Here is a 19,957-nt window from a genome sequence, read left to right on the forward strand (position 1 = left end):
TCTCCTCTTATTCCTAATTAAACTTCCATTATTACTGGAAGAATCACAGGATTTCTCTTTATTTTATTATAGAAAAATTTCGATGCAATTTCTCTAGTACTATTTTTTAATATCGCCCAATCTTTAACTCCTGCTTCTTCGTATGACAGAAGTTTAATTTTGATGCTTTCTGCTGCTTCATTTAATATTTGCTCTGATTCTTTCGAATAAACAAATCCTCTTGTTACAATATCAGGACCACTTATAAGCTTTCCTGTCTCTTTATTTAGAGTAAATACTATTACAACTACTCCATCTTGAGATAATTGCTGTCTATCTTTTAAAACTACATTTCCAATGTCTCCAACTCCAAGTCCGTCAACAAGAGTAGCTCCTGCATTAACTTTACCTTTTATTTTTGCACTAGATTTTGTAACTTCTATTCTGTTTCCATTTAAAGCTATGATAACATTTTGCTTTGGAATTCCTGTTTCAATTGCAGTCTCTTTATGAGCCTTTAGCATTTTGTATTCTCCGTGCACAGGCATAAAGTGCTTAGGTCTTATAAGATTTAACATAAGTCTTTGCTCTTCTTTACTTCCGTGTCCTGAAACGTGGATTCCAGCAACTTTTTTAAATACAACTTCTGCATCATATTTTAAAAGGTTATTGATATTGTTAGAAACAGCTTTTTCATTACCAGGAATTGGTGTTGCTGAAATTATTACTGTATCTCCCTCTTTTATCTTAGTATGCTTATGCATATTTTTAGCAATTCTAGAAAGAGCAGCCATTGGCTCTCCTTGAGTTCCTGTACATAAAATTACAGCTTTGTTATCCTTTAATTTTTCAACATCAGTTAAAGGTACCATTATATTTTCTGGAAGTTTTAAATATCCAAGTCTAGAAGCAATATCAAATACTTTGATTAAACTTCTTCCATCTATAGCAATTCTTCTTCCATACTCATGAGCTATATTAACTATTTGTTGAAGTCTATGTACATGCGAAGCAAACGCAGCAATTATTATTCTTCCTTTAGCTTTAGCAAATTCAACTTTAAATGCCTCTCCAACACTTCTTTCTGAAGGAGTGAATCCTTCAATTTCTGAGTTAGTTGAGTCAGATAGTAGTAAATCTACTCCTTGTTCACCAATTTGAGCTAGTCTTGCAAAGTCAACACCCTCTCCATCAATTGGAGTTAAATCGATCTTGAAGTCTCCAGTATACATAACTACTCCTGCTGGAGTTGTTATTACAACTGAATAAGCATCAGCTATCGAGTGAGTAACTTTTACAAACTCTACTGTAAAGTATTTTCCAACTTTAACTCTACTTCTACCTTTAACCTCTTTCATTTTAGGAAGTTCTTTTGAGAAGTCTCCATTTTCAAATTTAGATTTGATAAGAGCAAGAGTTAGTTTTCCTCCATACACTGGAATTGATTTATCTATCTTTTGGTAAAGGTATGGAATTGAACCGATATGGTCTTCATGTCCGTGAGTTATGAAAACTCCCTTTACTTTATCTTTATTATTTTCGATATATGAGAAATCTGGAATAACTAAATCTATTCCTAATAACTCGTCATCTGGGAAAGTAACTCCAGAGTCAACTATGATAATCTCATCTCTGTATTGGATAACAGTCATATTTTTTCCAACTTCATCCAATCCACCAAGTGGAATTACATACATTTTTTCCTCTTTAGCTTCTTTAACTTCCTTAGTCTCTTTAACTTCTTTAACCTCTTTTATTTCCTTAACTTCTTTTATTTCTTTTGTTTCTTTTTCTATAGCTTCTGTTTTTTCTACTACTTCAGCTTTAGGTTTTTTATATCTGTATTTTTTCTTCGGCGCTGATGTTGTAGTATCAACTTTTTCTTTTTCTAAATTCATCTATTTCTCCTTACCATAATATTCCAAATATTTATCCACAAATTTTTTCGCTACTCCACCAGCCATTGCTCCTCCTCCACCAGCTCCCTCTAAAAGAACTGTGAAAACTATTTCGGGGTCATCAGCTGGGAAATATCCCGCCACCCAGGCGTGAGTCAATTTAAACTGTGAGTTCTGTGCAGAACCACTTTTTGCTGCTACTTTTAATCCTTTTGTTCTAAGAGCTTTTGTTGTTCCGTTGTATTCATCAACCGTTGCTACAAGAGCATCATTCATTACTTTATAATAATCTTTTGGATAAGAAACTTTGTAAAGTACTTCAGGAATTACTGGTTCTTTTTTTCCATTCATCTCTAAATATTTGACTACATGAGGTACGTATGCAACTCCTCTATTAGCAAGCCCTGCATAGGATACAGCAAGTTGTAACGGCGTTACCAAAAGATAACCCTGTCCTATTGATAAGTTTATTGTATCTCCTTTATACCATCCTTGATTGTATGCTTTTTTCTTCCACGTAGGAGTTGGTAAAACACCATCTCTTTCTCCTGTAATATCTATCCCAGTACGTTTCCCGAAACCAAAGTTCCCAGCAACATCAACTATTCCCTCATATCCAAATTGATCTGAAAATCTATAATAATATGGATTTACTGATTCAATTATAGATTTTCTCATATCTGTATATCCGTGTCCTCCAACTTTCCATGCCTTCCATCTCCATGCACCTATCTCATAATATCCATTGTCATAGATTTTAAATTTAGGATCTAGTCCTTTTTCTAAGAAAGAAAAAGCTGAAAATGGTTTAAATGTTGAACCTGGCGGATACTCTCCTGCAACTACCTTGTTATTTAAAGGTCTTCTTGGATCTTTTATTATCTCATTCCACTCCTCTACAGATATTTGTGAGCTAAATGTATTTAGAGAATATGTTGGATAACTAACCATCGTAACCATTTCTCCTGTTTTAGGATTCATAGCTATTAATGCTCCTGTTAGTTTCTCATCTCTAAAAATAGCTTCCATATCTCTTTGAAGTCTCATGTCTATTGATAAATGGACATCTGCTCCAGGAACAGGTTCCTTATTTTTCATAAGTTTTTGAGCTTTATTTAAGGCATTTACTTCTATATAATCAAATCCAGCTTCACCCTGAAGTTTCTCATCATATACCTTTTCAACACCTTCTTTACCAACGATATCTCTAGGAGAATACCCTTTCTCCTTTAAAACCTCATACTCTTTTAAAGATATTTTTTTTACATATCCTAGTATGTGTGATGCTAAATCATCAAATAGGTATTTTCTCTTCGAATAAGTCTGTACTTGTAGGTACGGATATTCTGGGAGTTTTTCCATAATCTTATGAGCTGACATTGTATCCATATCCTCTAGTAAAACATTTTCTCTAGTGTATGGAAATATCTCTCCATTTTTTACTCTTTTTTTAATATATTCATTATCGTAACCTGTTAGTTCACTTATCTCATTTAAAGTTTTCTCGTCTATAGTTCTTTCATTTAAGTATACTAATCTATAACCCGCACCATTAGTTACTATTAACTCTCCTTCGGAATCATATACGTTTCCTCTTGGAGCGTCAACTCTTCTGAATTTCACTCTATTTTTTTCTGAGAGATATTTGTATTTTTCCTCTTGGAAAACTTGTAGGTAAAACATTCTCAATCCTAGAAGTACGAATATCAAAAATATAACTATTCTATATAAAAGATTTCTAAAACTAGAATCACTACCTATCTTGATATCAATATCACTCTTTTTCATCTTCTAACCCCTTTTATGTATATATAGTTAACTAAAAAATATCCCGTAATTGAAGTTGTTATTTGATATAAATTTAAATGTACCTCATTAAATAAATACCATAATATCCACTGTATTGCGACAATAAAAACTATATTTCCCAAGTTATATCCTAAATGGATAAAAAAGAGATAAAAAATTCCAAAGCTCAGTACTAAAAAAAACATAATCTGGAAAAATTCACTGTTTTGTAAAGATAAAATCAAGCCTAGTAAAAATAGCATAACTGAACTTCTTCCATCTTTACGAAAAGCAAGGTACGTAAGGTAAGGCATAACTAGTACTCCATATGAAACATGTATAGGCAAGCTCCCTACAAAGAAGACAAGTAATAGAGATATAAAATCTACCATTCCCCACTCCCTTCCTAGTTAAAAAGTATATTTATTTTATTTCTAAGATCGTTCTTTTCTATCATATTATTAATATTAAGCTTTTTTCCGATTTTATAAGCAATGTAATAATCGTCTGGATGATATTGAATTACCGATACTTCAACATTACTTTTCTTTTTATCTGTTTTTATATTTTTATATCCATGATTTTTCAATTGAGATACTGCATCTGAAGCTGAAGAATCATTACCAATTACATATATGTCAAGTAAATTGGCTTGTTCTTTCCCTAAAACTAATACTGCATTAGCTAAAGTTGGAATGCTTCCAGCATCTGCAATTTTAAAGTATTTTTCATCAACTTGCATAATAAGTTCTTCCATCTTAGATTTTTCTGCCTCATTGATTATAAGTAAACTATAATCACTGTTTTTCTCGTAGTTTGCTGCTGTGTAAGTAATCGGGAGTTTTTTCTTTAACTTCTCTCCTGTTATTTTAGCATATCCAGCTCTTCCGTTGGCATTTAATATATCTATTATAAGTTCTCCAGTTCCACGATTTGAGTTTTCTCTATATAACGAGTCAAACATTGAATGCATGCTCGATGTCAAAATATATCTCTTCTCATCGATAACTGTTTCTGGTATGTTTTTAGCATTTTTAACATCTAAATGCATCTCTCCATACTTAACTACTTTATAGCTGTTTATTTTCTCAGGTAAAAGTCTGTTTAATGAATTTAGAACTTCTTCATAATTTTTCTTCTCTAAAAGTTCTTGAAAACTTATATTTTTATCCACTTGTATTTCCTGTGGAATTCTTATAGCTAATTTATTCTCATATATTACAAATATGTTTTCCTTACCTATTACTGCATACCTATCCAATTTTTCTAAATTTTCATTTGATGTTTTTAAATTATAAGTTAAAATTACTCCTAGAAATCCTATTATAATAAGTCCTAGAAAAAAAGCTTTTAAGCCCTTATTTACATTCGTTTTTAAACTCTTCCCTTTTCTCATAACCCACCAATAACTCCTTTTCAATCTCTGTAACTGTCAACTTAACTAAATCATTTACACCAGCTTTCAAGTTTGGAGCTTTTATTCTTAAATAATTCTCCGTATATCCGTAAGCAGCTCCGTCATCCTTAATCTCTTCAATTAAGATTTCTAATTCTTTATTTAAATATTTGTTTTTTCTCTCTGTTGCCATCTCTTTTCTAAGAGCTTCTAGCTTTTCAGCACGCTCTTTTTTAACTTTAACATCCACTTTATCAGTAAATGTACTAGCCAGAGTTTTTTCTCTATCTGAGTATTGGAATACATGTAAATCTGAAAACCCTATTGATTTTATGATATTATAAGTATTTTCAAACATTTCATCAGTTTCCCCAGGGAATCCAACTATTACGTCAGCTGTATATTCAACATTTTCAACTGCATCTCTTAGTTTTGTAAGTCTTTCTACAATTAAATCAGCCCCATAATTTCTTCTCATTCTTGTTAAGACAGTGTCATCACAAGATTGTAAAGATATATGAAGATGAGGAACTAATTTTTTATTTGTTTTCATAAGATTTATAAAACTATCGCTTATTTTATCAGGATACATAGAACCAATTCTAACTCTTTCTACTCCTGGTATTGCAAGCATTTCAGAAGTTAGAGCTTCTAAATCTTTTCCACTCTCTAAATCTTCACCATAAGCACCTAAGTTAATTCCTATTGCGATAAATTCTTTAAATCCTTCTGAAACAAGAGTTTTTACTTCTCCCAATATACTGTTCATACTTCTAGATCTGCTTTTTCCTCTTCCAAAAGGAATTTTACAGTAAGAACAGAAATTATTACATCCATCTTGAATCTTAACATATGCCCTTGTCATTTCTCTCAAAGTAGCAAATTCGTACTCCTCATACTCTCTCTCTTCAAAAATATTTTCTGAAATAACTCTTCCAGATTTTTTATTTTCTATATCCTGAATGAAAGATACAAGTCCACTTTTATTGCTATTTCCTACAACAAAATCTATCTCTTCTATCTCTAAAAGTTCTTTAGAGTTAGTTTGAGCATAACATCCTGTTACAATAACAGTTCCATTTTTATTTATTTTTTTTGCTCTTCTTAGTACATTTCTCGTTTTCTTATCGGCGATACTTGTCACCGTACAAGAGTTAACTATATATATATCAGCAGCTTCTTCAAAAGAAACCTCTTCATAACCAATTTTTGTCAGTTGATTTTTTATGCTCTCGCTCTCATATTGATTTACTTTACACCCTAGAGTATGGAAAGCAACTTTTTTATTGATACTCATTTATTAGTACTCCTCCTACAACGATGGAAGCTGTTTCTGCTCTAAGTATTCTTCTTCCTAAAGTAACTATATTAGCTCCTTGATTTTTCAAGAATTCAATCTCCTCAGTGGTAAATCCACCTTCAGGTCCAACTATGTACAGAATCTTTTTAGGTTGCTCTTTTAATCCGTTTAGTAAATTTCTAAGAGTCTTATCCTCTTCACACTCATACGGAACTACGATTAAATCATAAGAAGAAAAATCTATGTCTTTTAATTTCATTGTCTCTTCTATCTCCATCATCTTAACAGCCTGACACTGTTTTATAGCTTCTCTCGAGATAAGATCCCATTTCTCTTTCTTTTCATTTAATTTAACCACTCCTCTAGCTGTCACAAGAGGTATTATTTTTGTAATTCCAATCTCTGTTAACTTCTGTATAGTTAAATCCATCTTATCATTTTTTAAAATACCGATACCGGCATCTATCTTAACTGTTGTTGAGAATCTATCCTCATTCTTTTCAAGAATCTCACCTGTAATTTCTTTTTTTTCCACTGTAAGAACCTTACAAATGTACTCAAACTCACCATCAACAGCTCTAAAAATGTCTCCCTCTTTTATTCTAAAAGAGTTTTTAAGATGGTTAATATCATTTTTTTCTAAAATAGTCACTATCTTGTCAGATATATTGCCTTTAGGTATTATAACACTTATCACATCATTCTCCTATATTATATCTTTATTTTTTATTAATTCTTCTAATGTTGTTTCTTCTAAAATCTTAGTCATAGCCATGTCCATTTTGCTCCAGATACAACTGTCATTGCACCCTTCATCTGTACAACAAGTTTTACTCTTTGTTGTCTCATTACAATCTATAACTTTTACTTCTTCATCCAATATTTTATAAAGCATATGTATAGTTATATCCTTTGGTTCCTTTGAAAGTTTATAACCTCCATTTGGCCCTCTTTTTCCTTCTATTATCTGCTCATTTTTAAGTTTAAATAAAATCTGCTCTAGATATTGTACAGATATATCTTCAGAGTCAGAAATCTCTTTAATTCTAACTAGCCTTCCCTCTTTTCCAGCTTCGGCTATATAACTTAAAGCTTTTACTCCGTATCTTACTCTAGTACTTATTTTCATTCTTCTACTCCTTAACTTTAAAATGCTCGTAGGCTTTTTCAGTAACCATTCTACCTCTATTGGTACGTTTTATATATCCAATTTTAACTAGGTAGGGTTCGTAAACCTCTTCAATTGTACGTCTATCTTCACCTAACATAAGGGAAAGCGTCTCTACACCAACTGGGCCACCACCATAATTGTTTATTATAGAAGTTATTATGTCTCTATCCAACTCATCGAGTCCTTTAGAATCAACTCCTAAAATATTTAGTGCCTTTATGGCTATCTCTCTATCAATTACGCCGTTTCCTCTAATTTCACAATAATCACGAACTCTTTTTAATAGCCTGTTTGCTATTCTTGGAGTTCCTCTACTTCTCAAAGCTATTTCAGAAGCTCCATCATCTAAGACTTGAACTCCTAAAATTTTCCCACCTCTTCTTATGATGTCCTCTAACTCTTTTTCTTGGTAATAATCCATTCTATGAACTACTCCAAATCTGTCTCTTAGAGGCGAACTAAGAAGACCTGCTCTAGTTGTTGCACCTATTAAAGTAAATGGTGGAAGCTCTATTCTTATCGAACGAGCTGAGGGCCCTTTTCCAATTATTATATCTAGCTCTCCATCTTCCATGGCTGGATATAATATCTCTTCAACAGAAGTATTTAGTCTATGTATTTCATCTATAAATAAAATATCGTTCTCTTCTAAAGATGTCAAAATAGCTGCTAAATCACCAGCTTTATCAAGAACAGGACCTGAAGTTATTTTAAAATTAACTCCCATTTCAGTTGCAATTACTCCAGCCAAAGTTGTTTTCCCAAGTCCTGGAGGTCCGTAAAGAAGAATATGATCCATACATCCGCCTCTTCTTTTTGCAGCCTCTATAAATATTTCCATTTTCTCTTTTAAAGGCTCTTGCCCTATATATTCATTAAGTTTTTTGGGTCTTAAATTTCTTTGTACTTCTACTTCACTCTGAAGTTCTTGGGGCACTGTAACTCTTTCCATCATATTCTCCTTAAACTATAAAAGTAATAGCAAATTGAACAACACCTATTAATCCTCCAAGTATAGCCCCTACAATTTCAATATGTTTTAATTCTTTTTTGGCCAATTTAAAAGTAATCTCTTCCAATTGCTCCAATGAAAAATTGTCTACTCTTTCAACTATTATTTCTTTGAAATCTACATTCTTTTCTAAAGTATTAAGAAACATTCTTATCATCTCATCTTTGTGACTCATGATTGAATCTTTAATAATCTCTTTAATTTTTTCTAGAGTAGAATCATTTAAAAACATTGCCATCATAGGAAATTTTGCTGTTATTTCTGTCTTTAGCTTTCTATCCAAAATATCATTTATGATTTTTTCAATCGATTTTCCCATCTCAGCACTTTCTAACTTTACGATGATATCTTCCATTGAAATCAGTTCATTTTGAACAGTCTCAGCTATTGTAATTCCTATCTCATGTCTTCTTTTTGGAATAAGTCCTTGAATTTTAAAGAGTCCTAAATTAATCTCTTTATAAGGTCTAAATAGCATTTTTATAGCTACATAATTTGTTATCCATCCAATAAGAGCTCCAATTATTACAATAAATACACCTTTAATAAGCATTTTTCCACCTCTATATTGTTTATCTTTTTTATCAGTTATTATCTATTATATCATTTTAAACACCTTTTGAAAAGATTTTTATAGTAACAAAAAAGAGAGCCTAAAAGGCTCTCTCATATTAATTTTCGCTACTAGATACTCCATATTTCTCTATTAACTCTTCATTTTCATATTTCTCATTTTCAAATTCAACTTTTTTTATAGAAAGTTTAACTCTTTTCTTCTCGTTATCAATCTCAACTATTTCAGCTTTGATATTTTGTCCAGTTTGGAATCTATCTCTAAGATTTTTGATGAAATCTTTTGAAGCCATTTGAGTTGGTATAAATCCATCTACACCAGGTTCAAGCTTTATAAACATTCCAAAATCTTGAATGTTTTTGATTTCTTTTTCAACTACATCTCCAACTTTGTACTTTTCTACTACTAAATCCCAAGGACTTTGAGTTAGAGCTTTTACACTTCCTTTTATTTTGTTCTCTTCAACATTTAGTTCGATTACTTCAAACTCAACAATGTCTCCAACAGCAAATTTCTTATCTCCAGACCAAGAGAAATCAGATGTATGTATGAATCCATCTACACCCTCTTCAATTTGTACGAAGATTCCAAAAGGCTTAACTTCTACAACTTTTCCTGAAACAACTTTTCCAACTGCATAGTTTTCTGCTGCTGTGTTCCAAGGATTTTTGCTAAGTTGCTTGATTCCTAACTTTAATTTTCTCTCAGTTGGAGCAAACTCAGTAATTCTTACTGTGATTTCATCTCCAAGTTTAACAAAATCATTTATGTTAATCTTCTTCTTATTCCAAGTGAAGTCAGATGTATGTACTAATCCTTCAACACCATCTAAAATCTCAACGAAAACTCCATAAGGAAGTATTTTACTAACTTTTCCAACTACGTCAGTATCTACAGCGAACTTCTCAGCTGCAAGTTCCCAAGGATTTCTTGTTAGAGCTTTTATAGATAATTTAACATTTTTCTTGTTTGGATCTAATTCTACTATTTCAGCTTTTATAACTTCTCCTTTTTTGAATAACTTAGAAAGGTCAGTTGTTTTCTTCCAAGCTATTTCAGAAATATGGATAAATCCTCTTACTGATCCAATTTTTACAGTTAATCCAAAATCTAATACATCAACTATTGTAGCGTCTACAACTTCACCTAAAGTAAGTTTTGCAAACTCTTTTTCTTGATTTGCAAGAGAAATATCTTTTCTTGAGAATAGAACTTTCTTACCTTTTTTATCTTCTTTAATTTCTTTTACCATAACTTCAATTTCTTTTCCAACAGAGCTATCTCCTTGAGAAGCTGGTATTTCAGATAGAGAGTTTGGTAAGAATCCTTGTTGGTGAGAAACTTCTAATATGTATCCACCATTTATTCTTCTGATTATTGTAGCTTTAACTATTTTCTTTTCTTGGAAGGCAACTTCTAACTTTCTTAGACCCTCTTCCATTTCAACTCTTCTTCTTGATCCAATAAGAATCTCTTCGTCTTCATTTTCTCCAATAATTAGAACTTCAATTTCATCACCTACGTTGAAGTCAGATAATTCTTCAGATCTAACTCTTACGTTAGTTGGTTGTCCAGCTACATCTAAGTAAGCAAAGTTTCTATCTTTAGTTGCGATTATTCCTTTTACTTTAGCTCTTGGCTTCTCCTCTTGAACTGGCATATACTCGTTTAGTAAAGCCTCAAAATCAAAATCCTCTTGGTTGTTTTCAAAGTTAGACATTAAAGTTCCCCCTCATCTTATTTTCTATGTTTACTATTATTTCTTCAGGAGTTGATGCTCCTGCTGTTATACCTACTGATTTTATACCATCGAACCAACTGAAGTCTATTTCGCTTTCATCTTGGATTAAATAGCTCTTTTCATTATATTTTTTAGAGATTTCAAATAGTTTTCTACTATTAGAACTATTCCTGTCTCCCACAATCAAAACTAAATCTACCACTTGAGCTAACTCCTCGGCAGATTTCTGTCTTTCATAAGTCGCTCCACATATCCTATCAAATATATTTACATTTGAATAGTTTTTTTCTAAATATTCTTTAACCTCTTTCAATTTGTTTTTATTTAAAGTTGTCTGAGTTAGAAGCGCATATTTCTTATTTTTATCAAGTGAAATAGCCTTTAACTCCTCTAAATCTCCAAATATCTCTACATGGTCTCCAAATGAAATTATACCTTTTACTTCTGGATGGTTTTTATCTCCAATGAATAATATATCCTCACCAAGGCTTTCTCTTTCAATTAAAATATCTCTTATTTTAGTTACAAAAATACAAGCTGCATCTTTAACTATAACCTCTTTTTTATTCAAGATATCATAGATTGCTTTGGTTGTTCCATGAGCCCTAACAACAACTGTGTCTCCTTTACGAAGAGTATCTTCACCAGATAATAACTCCTCTTCAGTAATCATCTCAAACCCTATATCTCTCATCTTTGAAACTACATTTTTATTGTGAACTACCATTCCCAATATGAATTTTCTATCTTCACATTCCTTTGCAACACTTTGGCAGATGTTTATTGCTCCAGCTACTCCAAAGCAAAATCCCATCTTCTTAGCTCTTACAATTTCCACATTTTACTCCTCGTTGAATTTTTTTACTTCCACAAGGTCTTTTAATTCAGCTAACAGTTCATCTTCGTCATCTCCATCAGCTTCTAAAATTAACGTTCTTCCCTGTTCTGCTGCAAGCAACATAAGACCCATTATACTTTTTCCATTAATCTCTTCATCACCGCAAATAACAGTTATTTCAGAATCAAATTTACTAGCAACTTGCACAAATAGTGAAGAGGGTCTAGCATGAAGTCCAGCCTTATTTTTAACAACAACCTCTATCTTTTTCATTAGTTTTGTTCCCCCTGTATTTTATTCATATATTCCAATAAAATTTGTCTAACTTCATCTGAACTGAAACTCTTTAAGACTCTGTCTTTCAACTCTTGAAGTTCTTTTAAATTTATTTTTCTAATAAGTGCTCTTATTTTAGGAATTGACGGAGGAGTCATACTAAGCTCTGTTATTCCTAAACTTAAAAGTGCTAAAACTGAAATTTCATCTCCAGCCATTTCCCCACATATCGAAACTTTTTTATTGTATTCTCTTCCTGCTTTAGCTACTAGGTTCAAACCTCTTAATACAGCTGGATCTAAACAATCATATAGTTCTTCTGCAGATTGGCTAAATCTATCTGTTGCTAAAATATACTGAGTTAAATCATTCGTTCCAACAGAGAAAAAGTCAACATACTGAGCGAAAACATCAGCCAAAATAACTGCTGATGGAACCTCTATCATAACTCCAACTTCTAAATCTTTTTTATGTTTTATTCCTTTTTCTCTCAATTCTCTTTTACATTCTTCCAAAATCCCTCTGGCTTCAAATACCTCTTTTAAAGTTGTAACCATCGGATACATCATCTTTATATTTTTCCCATATGCAGCTCTTAAAATAGCTTTTATCTGGTCTTTGAATATATTTTTATTTTTCAGAGTAAATCTTATCCCTCTACATCCTAGAGATGGATTTTCTTCTGGAGTCATCTCATAATATGGAAGCTTTTTATCGGCTCCAATATCTAGAGTTCTAATTATAATTGGTCTATCTTCTCCAAACTCTTTTCCAATATTATCATAGATTTTAAACTGCTTATCTTCACTTGGAAATTCATTTGTATCCATATAGATTAGCTCAGTTCTTAGTAGCCCTATTCCATCCGGATTTTTTCTCTCTATCTCTGTTATATCTAGTCTTCCACCTATGTTTATAGACAGATTTATTCTCACTCCATCTACCGTAACAGTTGGAAGCCCAACATTTCTTTCTACCTCTTTTTTCTTTGATTCAAACTTATCTTTTAAAATCAAATATTTCTCTAATGTTGACGCATCAGGGTTTGTAATAACTTTAGAATCAACAGTTGATGTATCTAAAATTATAAGATCTCCCCACTCTATCTCAAATAGGTTATGCCCTCCCATAAGAGTTGGAAGTTCTAATGATTTCGCTAAAATAGCTATATGAGATGTTTCACCCATATACTCCATTATGATTCCAGATAGTTTAACTCCACTATAATATATTTTTAAAAGCTCCGATGGAAACAACTCTTTTACAACAAGTATTCTTCCATCTAACTCTTTGTATGTATCACTTAAAAAAACTAAGTTATTTATAATTCTTTCACTAATATCTTTAATATCTAAAGCTCTTTGCTTATATATTGGGTCTGCAATTTTCTCAAACATCTCAATATATCTATTCGAAACTTTTTTTACTATGGATTCAGCATTTACCATTTCCCTCTTTATACCTTTTTTTATATCGGTAGTAAATTGTGGATCATCTAACATCATCAAATGAACTGTTAAAATCTGTAAATCCTCTTTATTTATTTTACCTCTTAAATTGTCTTTCAGCTGTTTTATTTCTAATTTTGCTGATTCAATAGCACCTTTTAATCTTTCAATCTCTTCTTCAATTTTATCCTCTGGAATTTTATAATTCTCCACATCGATGCTTTTTTTTCTATCAATATATGGTTTCCCTATGACTATTCCAGGAAAAATTCCTTTTCCTCCCACACTTTCCACCGCATTCACTTCCTTTTATAAAAAAATAATGTGGACTTCTAGAAAATTATAGCTCATTTTGACACTTTTTTCAATTAAAACAGAAAATACAAAAAATAAAAAAAACCAGTCGTTTATAGACTGGTATGATTTCTTTAGTTGGAGGCGACGACCAGATTTGAACTGGTGAATAGAGATTTTGCAGACCTCTGCCTTACCACTTGGCGACGTCGCCTTCTATTAAGTTTGTGGTGCCCTGAGGCGGAATCGAACCACCGACACGGGGATTTTCAATCCCCTGCTCTACCGACTGAGCTATCAGGGCGTCTTAAATGGCGGGAGTGACGAGGCTCGAACTCGCGACCTCATGCGTGACAGGCATGCGCTCTAACCAACTGAGCTACACCCCCATTTATGGTGGAAACAACAGGACTTGAACCTGTGACCCCCTGCTTGTAAGGCAGGTGCTCTCCCAACTGAGCTATGCTTCCATCCGAAGACTTAATAAGTATAACTGAAATCCTCATTTTATGCAACTTCGTTTTTTCTAGTTTATACGAGATTATATCAATTTACAGAGCTATAATCCCGTATCCTATATGTTTTCTACTTTTTTCAGTTTTTTTTATTTTCTCAGAAAAAATGTTAGAAGTAAGTTCTTTTGATTCACAGGAAATCTCATTACACCTTTCATTGTCAAAAGTTCTTCCGCATTTTTAGGATTTTTCATAAGTTGAATACTATAATTTACTATTTCTTTTACTAAATCCCTCGTTGCCTCTCCTCTTAAAATTTCTTCTGCAAAATAAATTTTATCTAAATCATCTATAAAATCTTTATTTCTTATGAAGTCTCTAATTGATTTATACAGGTTTATTTTATAAATAAACTCCCCCGTAGTTAGCCAATTCTTTATATGACTCCCTATTTCTTCATAACTTGAACCTAGCTCTAAATCTTCAGTTTCTTTAATCAACTTATATTTTTCTATTTCAGAGGCATCTCCTAAAAAGAAATCATATTCAAATTGAGTTACATCTAAATCTTTAGGCATCTGTTTATCAAATTTTAAAATCATACTTCTTGATTTTATAGTTGGTAGAATATTTAAACTAGAAGTCATAAGTATAAAGAAACAATTTACATTTGGTTCCTCTATTAGCTTTAACATAGCATTTGCTGATTCTTTCTTCATCTTCTCTACATCTGTTATTATAAAGACTTTATTTCCACCTTCGTACGAACTCACAGAAGCACTATAAGCAAGTTCTCTTATCGCCTCAATCTTTACTCCATTGCTATCTTCAAGTATCTCTAAATCTCCATGAAGAGTATTACAATTTAATCCATTTGCAAAAGCTAAAGCAAACTGCATCATAAGTCCTCTATCTTCTCCGTAAAAAAGGTAGGTTCCAGAGCTTCTTTTAAAAAGAAGCTCATTTTCTAAAAACTCTTTCACCAAGTTATTGGAAACTATATTTTTGAACATTATCTTTCAGCCTTTTCAATCTTTCTTAAAATAGAAATTTGGTCAAGGGCCATTCCAGCTCCTCTAACTACACTTTCCAACGGATTGTCTGCTAATTTAACCTGTAGAGATGTATGTTTAGCTATAAGTTCTGGGAAGTTTCTAATAAGAGAACCTCCACCTGCCATAACTATTCCTTTATCTACTATATCAGCTGATAATTCTGGAGGTGTCTTTTCTAAAACATCTTTAACGCAAGTAACAATTTCCATAAGTGAATCCATTATAGACTCTCTTATCTCTTCTGAAGTTACTGTTATAGATTTTGGAAGTCCCATGATTAAGTCTCTTCCCTTTATTACCATAGTTTCTTCTTCCTCTAGAGGAGTAGCTGTTCCAATTTTTATTTTAATATCTTCAGCTGTTCTATCTCCAATTAAAAGATTATGAGTCTTTTTAACATATTTTATAATATCCATATCGAAGTTATTTCCAGCAGTTCTTATAGTTTTGCTTACAACTGTTCCACCAAGAGAAATTACAGCAACGTCTGTTGATCCTCCACCTATATCTACTATCATATTTCCTTCAGGAGCCGAAATATCTACACCTGAACCAAGAGCAGCTGCTCTTGCCTCTTCAATAAGATAAGCTTTTTTAGCTCCAGCAGATAATGCTGCTTCAAGAACCGCTCTTTTTTCTACACCCGTTACATCTATTGGAACACATATCATAACTTCTGGCATAAATATATTAAACTTTCCAAATACCTTTTTAATGAAATACTTTATCATAGCCTCAGTTATATCGTAATCTGCTATAACTCCTTCACTTAGAGGTTTTACAGCAACTATTGTATCTGGAGTTTTTCCAAGCATATCTTTAGCTTCGTTTCCAACTGCTAATACTTTTCTGCTCTCTCTTTCAACTGCCACAACTGATGGTTCATTTAAAACAATTCTTCCGTGTCTTTTACTGTAAACAAGAGTGTTTGCTGTCCCCAAGTCAATTCCAATGCTTCTACTGAATCCTGGAACTTTAATATTCATTCCCAATATTTTCATTATATTTCACCCTCTAAATTTATTTTGATTAAAGACTCTATTCCCTCTATATCTCCATCTACATACATAGCTCCTATAAGAGCTTCAAATGCTGTGGCTTCCTTGTATTCCATAACTGTGCATGATTTAGGAAATGTCTTGATATTACTATTTTTGGCTCTATTTACAATCCCAACATACTTCTCATCTAAAGTTTCCATAATCCCTTTTAAAATCTTACTTTGCGCTTTTGCATTCACATTATCTTTTACAAATTTATTTGTTTTTTGAAGACCGTACCCTTTATTTATAAAGTAAATTCTCACCATAAGTTCCCAAACTCCGTCCCCAAGGTAAGCCAGTACAAGTCCATTTGCTTCTTTTAAATTTAGATTGACCATGTAGTACGATCCTTTCCATCTTTTATCTTAATTCCCATCTCTAACAGACGGTCTCTTATCTTATCTGAAACTGCCCAATCCTTCGAATCTCTAGCATCTTTTCTAAGCTCTAATATGAACTCAACTAGTTCTCCAGTTAGGTTTCCAACCTGAGCTTCAACTTTTAATAAAACTCCTAAAACATTTTCCATAACATCTACAATATACTCCTCTATCTCTTTTAGTAGAGAAATTCCATCATTAGATATTAAAGCTTCGTCTAAATTCTTATTTACATCCTTAACCAGTTCAAATATTGCCCCTATTCCTTGTGCAGTATTAAAATCATCATCCATAGATTTAATGAACTTATCTTTTGTAGCTTCAAAGAATGATTTTAATTCCTCTAAGTTATTTCCGTTTTCTGAAGGCCCAGCTAACACTCTTTCTTTTATTCTTGAAACAGCATTATCTATTCTCTCAAGTCCAGCTTTACTTTGTGTCAATTCATTCTCAGAGAAATCAATTGGCTTTCTGTAGTGTGAACTTAGTATGAAAAATCTTACAACTCTTCCTTCAAACTCTTGCAATATCTCTCTTAACAGGAAGAAGTTTCCTAAAGATTTAGACATCTTTTCACCTTTTATATTTATATATCCATTGTGGATCCAGTATCTTGCGAACTCGCCACCTGTTCCACATCTTGATTGAGCTATTTCATTTTCATGATGCGGGAATATTAAGTCCTGTCCACCACCGTGTATATCAAATGTTGGTCCAAGGTATCTATTTGACATAGCAGAACATTCTATATGCCATCCAGGTCTTCCATTTCCCCAAGGTGATTTCCAACTTGGTTCTCCCTCTTTTGCTGATTTCCAAAGAGCGAAATCTAATGGAGATTTCTTTATTTCAGAAATGTCTATTCTAGCTCCACTTTTTAAATCATCCACACTTTGTTTTGATAAAACTCCGTACTCATCTTTGTATTTTTCAACATCAAAATACACATCGCCTTGAGATTCATAAGCATAACCTTTAGATATTAGTGTTTTTATTATTTTAATCATCTCACCAATATTTTCAGTAGCCTTTGGTCTTATCATCCCCTCCTCTTTAAGATTAACTTTAGAAGTATCTTCAAAGTAAGCTTTTATATATTTATCAGCTACATCTTCAAGAGTTATTCCTTCTTCATTAGCCTTCTTAATCATTTTATCATCAACGTCCGTAAAATTTTGAACGTATTTAACTTTAAATCCTCTAAACTCAAAATATCTTCTAACAGTATCGAAGAAGATAGCTGGTCTTGCATTACCAACATGTATATAATTATAAACAGTTGGGCCACATACATACATAGAAACTTCTCCCTCTTTTAAAGGTTTGAATTCTTCTAGTTTGTTTGTCAGTGTGTTGTATATTTTTATCATTCTTGTCCCCCTACTTTTATATAATTCAATATTTTTATAAAGTCATCTGTTGTAGTTTTAAGTTTTAAAACTAGTTGTTTTTTATCTCCGTATCCTTTTATCTCAACTTCTCCTAAATCTATATCAGAACTATTTAATTTGTTGCTAGCTAATTTTCCATATAAGAATTGATTCTTTTCAAATTTTACAAAGACTTTTTCATTATTTTCGTTTTCTTTACTAGATAAAGCTTTTTCGTTTAAAGTTATATTTGATAATAAACTCTCCAGTTTATTATTTTGTAAAAAGTACTTAGAAAAAGATAGAAAATATTTAAGTTCAATTGTATTTTTCACATAAAAATGCAATTTATTTTTATCCAATTCAATCAATTTCTGATTTTTAACATCTGTCTTTGAAAGAGCACTTATTATTGGACTTTTTCCCTCTATAACAAGTTCTCCCATAAAGTTTTCATTATTCAAATCTCCAGTTAAATATATACCTTTAAACCCAAGTGGTCTTGTTCTATCGAGATTAATTAAAAATATTCCAAGTTTCTTATCTAGACCTTTATCCAATATTGTATTTAATTTCTCATCCACATACATCTCATTGTCCACTATATCTCTTAACTCTCCATCTCTTGTAGAAAGGAGAACATTTCCTCTATGAATCAGTAAGTAAATATCATCACAACCTAAATAATCTTTATACCTTTCTTTATATTCAGGTTTTAATACGTACATATCACCATCTTTATTAAAATACTTATTACGACTGATATAAAAGAAAGGTAACATATATCCTGGATCTAAAATTACTGTGAATCTTTTTTTTGTTTCTAAATATTTTTCTTTTGAAATTATATAAACACCATCTAGATACTTTCCGAAGTTTTCAAGATTTATACCCTTTATGTTACTTCTTTTTAATACCGAATCTACTATTCTTAAATCTTTGGAAGTTATCTCTTCATCTACATATGCTAATATGACCTTATCAGTCATGTAATTTCTAGGACTAACTTTATATAGTGAAAACGCTCCAAAACAAAATAATATAAAACCTGCCAAAAAAAGGATATACTTCTTTTTCAACTTTTTCATATTTCACCCTCTCTAGTTATCACTGGTTGTGTTAATTCTATTAAATTCTCTTAATATCAAGTCTAGTTTTTCATTTCTTGCCACCGGCGAAGAAAATCTTGCTCTTTTTACTGCATCTACTTTTAAATCTACTAGTTTCATATCCTCACTAAAGTAATTCATCTTTAAAAGTTGCTTCCCTGATGGTTCAAATACAGAGCTTCCACCCCAAAAACTACAGCCATCTTCCACTCCAACTCTGTTACACATTGCAACATACACCGAGTTACAAATCGCACTGCTTTTTAATATAGAATCCCAACTATGTGCTATCTCGAGGTTCTCTCTAACAACTCTAGCTGGACTACTTGTTAAAACAAATATATAGTTCGCTCCGTCTTGAGCTAAAATCTGATGTGAACTTTGATGCCAGGCATCTTCACATATAAGCATACCTATCTTTCCAAATTTAGTATCGAAAGCTTTTATAGAGTCACCACTTTTGAAATATCTACCTTCATCGAACATTCCATAAGTCGGTAGATACACCTTTCTATGCTTACCTTTAAGTTCTCCATTTTCTAAATAGTAAGCTGTGTTATAGACATAAAAATCATTAGATAATTCAACGCCACCAAAAATTATTGAAACCTTTTTGCTCAGTTCTAAAAGTTCTTTTGGAATCTTTGAACTAGCTAAATCATAGACTAAATCTTCTAAAAGATATCCTGTTAAGCAAAGTTCTGGAAATAATACCAGCTCCGCTGAATCCTCTATTGCCCTTTCAATAAACTTAACCATTTCATCTATATTTTTTTCTACAACACCTAAGTGTGGTTTCATTTGAGCTAAATAAACCTTCATTTTTCCTC

General features: G+C 32.0%; 18 protein-coding genes and 4 tRNA genes. All 22 read right to left on the reverse strand.

The window, feature by feature from the left end; all coding sequences use genetic code 11:
• Positions 1-17 precede the first annotated feature (17 nt).
• The 22 genes from H3N56_RS06215 to H3N56_RS06320 all read right to left on the reverse strand — a co-directional run bounded on the left by H3N56_RS06215 (position 18) and on the right by H3N56_RS06320 (position 19,949).
• Positions 18-1,877 (reverse strand): ribonuclease J, encoded by a 1,860-nt coding sequence (locus H3N56_RS06215; RefSeq protein ID WP_185880382.1) that lies wholly within the window; start codon positions 1,875-1,877, stop codon positions 18-20.
• Complete coding sequence (mrdA, locus tag H3N56_RS06220) at positions 1,878-3,665, reverse strand: penicillin-binding protein 2 (protein ID WP_185880383.1); 1,788 nt, start codon at positions 3,663-3,665, stop codon at positions 1,878-1,880.
• 406 nt (positions 3,666-4,071) lie between these two features.
• Positions 4,072-5,061, reverse strand: coding sequence for a LytR family transcriptional regulator (locus H3N56_RS06225; protein WP_185880384.1), 990 nt, complete (start codon positions 5,059-5,061; stop codon positions 4,072-4,074).
• Complete coding sequence (gene mtaB / locus H3N56_RS06230; RefSeq protein WP_185880385.1) at positions 5,024-6,358, reverse strand: tRNA (N(6)-L-threonylcarbamoyladenosine(37)-C(2))-methylthiotransferase MtaB; 1,335 nt, start codon at positions 6,356-6,358, stop codon at positions 5,024-5,026. The genes H3N56_RS06225 and mtaB overlap by 38 nt, the downstream gene beginning before the upstream one ends.
• Complete coding sequence (locus tag H3N56_RS06235; protein ID WP_185880386.1) at positions 6,345-7,058, reverse strand: 16S rRNA (uracil(1498)-N(3))-methyltransferase; 714 nt, start codon at positions 7,056-7,058, stop codon at positions 6,345-6,347. The genes mtaB and H3N56_RS06235 overlap by 14 nt, the downstream gene beginning before the upstream one ends.
• A 9-nt stretch (positions 7,059-7,067) precedes the next feature.
• The gene (locus tag H3N56_RS06240) at positions 7,068-7,490 is read right to left on the reverse strand and encodes an Rrf2 family transcriptional regulator (protein ID WP_185880387.1); all 423 of its coding nucleotides are present in this window, start codon (positions 7,488-7,490) and stop codon (positions 7,068-7,070) included.
• 4 nt (positions 7,491-7,494) lie between these two features.
• On the reverse strand, positions 7,495-8,484 hold the full coding sequence (gene ruvB / locus H3N56_RS06245) for a Holliday junction branch migration DNA helicase RuvB (protein WP_185880388.1): 990 nt from the start codon (positions 8,482-8,484) through the stop codon (positions 7,495-7,497).
• Positions 8,485-8,494: 10 nt separating this feature from the next.
• Positions 8,495-9,091 (reverse strand): DUF445 domain-containing protein, encoded by a 597-nt coding sequence (locus H3N56_RS06250; protein ID WP_185881089.1) that lies wholly within the window; start codon positions 9,089-9,091, stop codon positions 8,495-8,497.
• Positions 9,092-9,215: 124 nt separating this feature from the next.
• Positions 9,216-10,838 carry a S1 RNA-binding domain-containing protein gene (locus tag H3N56_RS06255; protein WP_185880389.1) on the reverse strand — a complete coding sequence of 541 codons (1,623 nt, stop codon included), beginning with the start codon at positions 10,836-10,838 and terminating at the stop codon, positions 9,216-9,218.
• Positions 10,831-11,697 carry a 4-hydroxy-3-methylbut-2-enyl diphosphate reductase gene (gene ispH, locus H3N56_RS06260; RefSeq protein ID WP_332647946.1) on the reverse strand — a complete coding sequence of 289 codons (867 nt, stop codon included), beginning with the start codon at positions 11,695-11,697 and terminating at the stop codon, positions 10,831-10,833. The genes H3N56_RS06255 and ispH overlap by 8 nt, the downstream gene beginning before the upstream one ends.
• A gap of 3 nt (positions 11,698-11,700) precedes the next feature.
• On the reverse strand, positions 11,701-11,970 hold the full coding sequence (locus H3N56_RS06265) for an HPr family phosphocarrier protein (protein WP_185880390.1): 270 nt from the start codon (positions 11,968-11,970) through the stop codon (positions 11,701-11,703).
• Positions 11,970-13,715, reverse strand: coding sequence for a phosphoenolpyruvate--protein phosphotransferase (gene ptsP, locus H3N56_RS06270; protein WP_185880391.1), 1,746 nt, complete (start codon positions 13,713-13,715; stop codon positions 11,970-11,972). Before ptsP ends, H3N56_RS06265 begins: the two co-directional genes overlap by 1 nt.
• 139 nt (positions 13,716-13,854) lie before the next feature.
• Positions 13,855-13,929, reverse strand: a tRNA-Cys gene (locus tag H3N56_RS06275).
• Between the two features lie 14 nt (positions 13,930-13,943).
• A tRNA-Phe gene (locus H3N56_RS06280) sits at positions 13,944-14,019 on the reverse strand.
• Positions 14,020-14,027: 8 nt separating this feature from the next.
• Positions 14,028-14,104, reverse strand: a tRNA-Asp gene (locus H3N56_RS06285).
• Positions 14,105-14,109: 5 nt separating this feature from the next.
• Positions 14,110-14,185 (reverse strand) — tRNA-Val (locus tag H3N56_RS06290).
• A gap of 134 nt (positions 14,186-14,319) precedes the next feature.
• Positions 14,320-15,183 carry an ATPase gene (locus tag H3N56_RS06295; RefSeq protein WP_185880392.1) on the reverse strand — a complete coding sequence of 288 codons (864 nt, stop codon included), beginning with the start codon at positions 15,181-15,183 and terminating at the stop codon, positions 14,320-14,322.
• The gene (locus H3N56_RS06300; protein WP_185881091.1) at positions 15,183-16,211 is read right to left on the reverse strand and encodes a rod shape-determining protein; all 1,029 of its coding nucleotides are present in this window, start codon (positions 16,209-16,211) and stop codon (positions 15,183-15,185) included. The genes H3N56_RS06295 and H3N56_RS06300 overlap by 1 nt, the downstream gene beginning before the upstream one ends.
• A 14-nt stretch (positions 16,212-16,225) precedes the next feature.
• Positions 16,226-16,606, reverse strand: a complete 381-nt coding sequence (locus H3N56_RS06305; protein ID WP_185880393.1) for a Mini-ribonuclease 3 — start codon at positions 16,604-16,606, stop codon at positions 16,226-16,228.
• Positions 16,594-18,018: a cysteine--tRNA ligase gene (cysS, locus tag H3N56_RS06310; RefSeq protein WP_185880394.1), complete on the reverse strand. Its 1,425-nt coding sequence runs from the start codon at positions 18,016-18,018 to the stop codon at positions 16,594-16,596. The genes H3N56_RS06305 and cysS overlap by 13 nt, the downstream gene beginning before the upstream one ends.
• Positions 18,015-19,106 (reverse strand): hypothetical protein, encoded by a 1,092-nt coding sequence (locus H3N56_RS06315; RefSeq protein ID WP_185880395.1) that lies wholly within the window; start codon positions 19,104-19,106, stop codon positions 18,015-18,017. Before H3N56_RS06315 ends, cysS begins: the two co-directional genes overlap by 4 nt.
• A 12-nt stretch (positions 19,107-19,118) precedes the next feature.
• Positions 19,119-19,949 carry a nitrilase-related carbon-nitrogen hydrolase gene (locus H3N56_RS06320; RefSeq protein ID WP_185880396.1) on the reverse strand — a complete coding sequence of 277 codons (831 nt, stop codon included), beginning with the start codon at positions 19,947-19,949 and terminating at the stop codon, positions 19,119-19,121.
• Positions 19,950-19,957: the final 8 nt, after the last annotated feature.

It is taken from the genome of Cetobacterium sp. 2A (assembly GCF_014250685.1).
In the GTDB taxonomy this organism is placed as follows: domain Bacteria; phylum Fusobacteriota; class Fusobacteriia; order Fusobacteriales; family Fusobacteriaceae; genus Cetobacterium.

Coding starts and splice junctions, on each gene's coding strand:
- H3N56_RS06215 (WP_185880382.1), bottom strand. CDS start 1,877: ATGAATTTAGAAAAAGAAAAAGTTGATACTACAACATCAGCGCCGAAG.
- mrdA (WP_185880383.1), bottom strand. CDS start 3,665: ATGAAAAAGAGTGATATTGATATCAAGATAGGTAGTGATTCTAGTTTT.
- H3N56_RS06225 (WP_185880384.1), bottom strand. CDS start 5,061: ATGAGAAAAGGGAAGAGTTTAAAAACGAATGTAAATAAGGGCTTAAAA.
- mtaB (WP_185880385.1), bottom strand. CDS start 6,358: ATGAGTATCAATAAAAAAGTTGCTTTCCATACTCTAGGGTGTAAAGTA.
- H3N56_RS06240 (WP_185880387.1), bottom strand. CDS start 7,490: ATGAAAATAAGTACTAGAGTAAGATACGGAGTAAAAGCTTTAAGTTAT.
- ruvB (WP_185880388.1), bottom strand. CDS start 8,484: ATGGAAAGAGTTACAGTGCCCCAAGAACTTCAGAGTGAAGTAGAAGTA.
- H3N56_RS06255 (WP_185880389.1), bottom strand. CDS start 10,838: ATGTCTAACTTTGAAAACAACCAAGAGGATTTTGATTTTGAGGCTTTA.
- H3N56_RS06265 (WP_185880390.1), bottom strand. CDS start 11,970: ATGAAAAAGATAGAGGTTGTTGTTAAAAATAAGGCTGGACTTCATGCT.
- H3N56_RS06295 (WP_185880392.1), bottom strand. CDS start 15,183: ATGTTCAAAAATATAGTTTCCAATAACTTGGTGAAAGAGTTTTTAGAA.
- H3N56_RS06300 (WP_185881091.1), bottom strand. CDS start 16,211: ATGAATATTAAAGTTCCAGGATTCAGTAGAAGCATTGGAATTGACTTG.
- H3N56_RS06305 (WP_185880393.1), bottom strand. CDS start 16,606: ATGGTCAATCTAAATTTAAAAGAAGCAAATGGACTTGTACTGGCTTAC.
- cysS (WP_185880394.1), bottom strand. CDS start 18,018: ATGATAAAAATATACAACACACTGACAAACAAACTAGAAGAATTCAAA.
- H3N56_RS06315 (WP_185880395.1), bottom strand. CDS start 19,106: ATGAAAAAGTTGAAAAAGAAGTATATCCTTTTTTTGGCAGGTTTTATA.
- H3N56_RS06320 (WP_185880396.1), bottom strand. CDS start 19,949: ATGAAGGTTTATTTAGCTCAAATGAAACCACACTTAGGTGTTGTAGAA.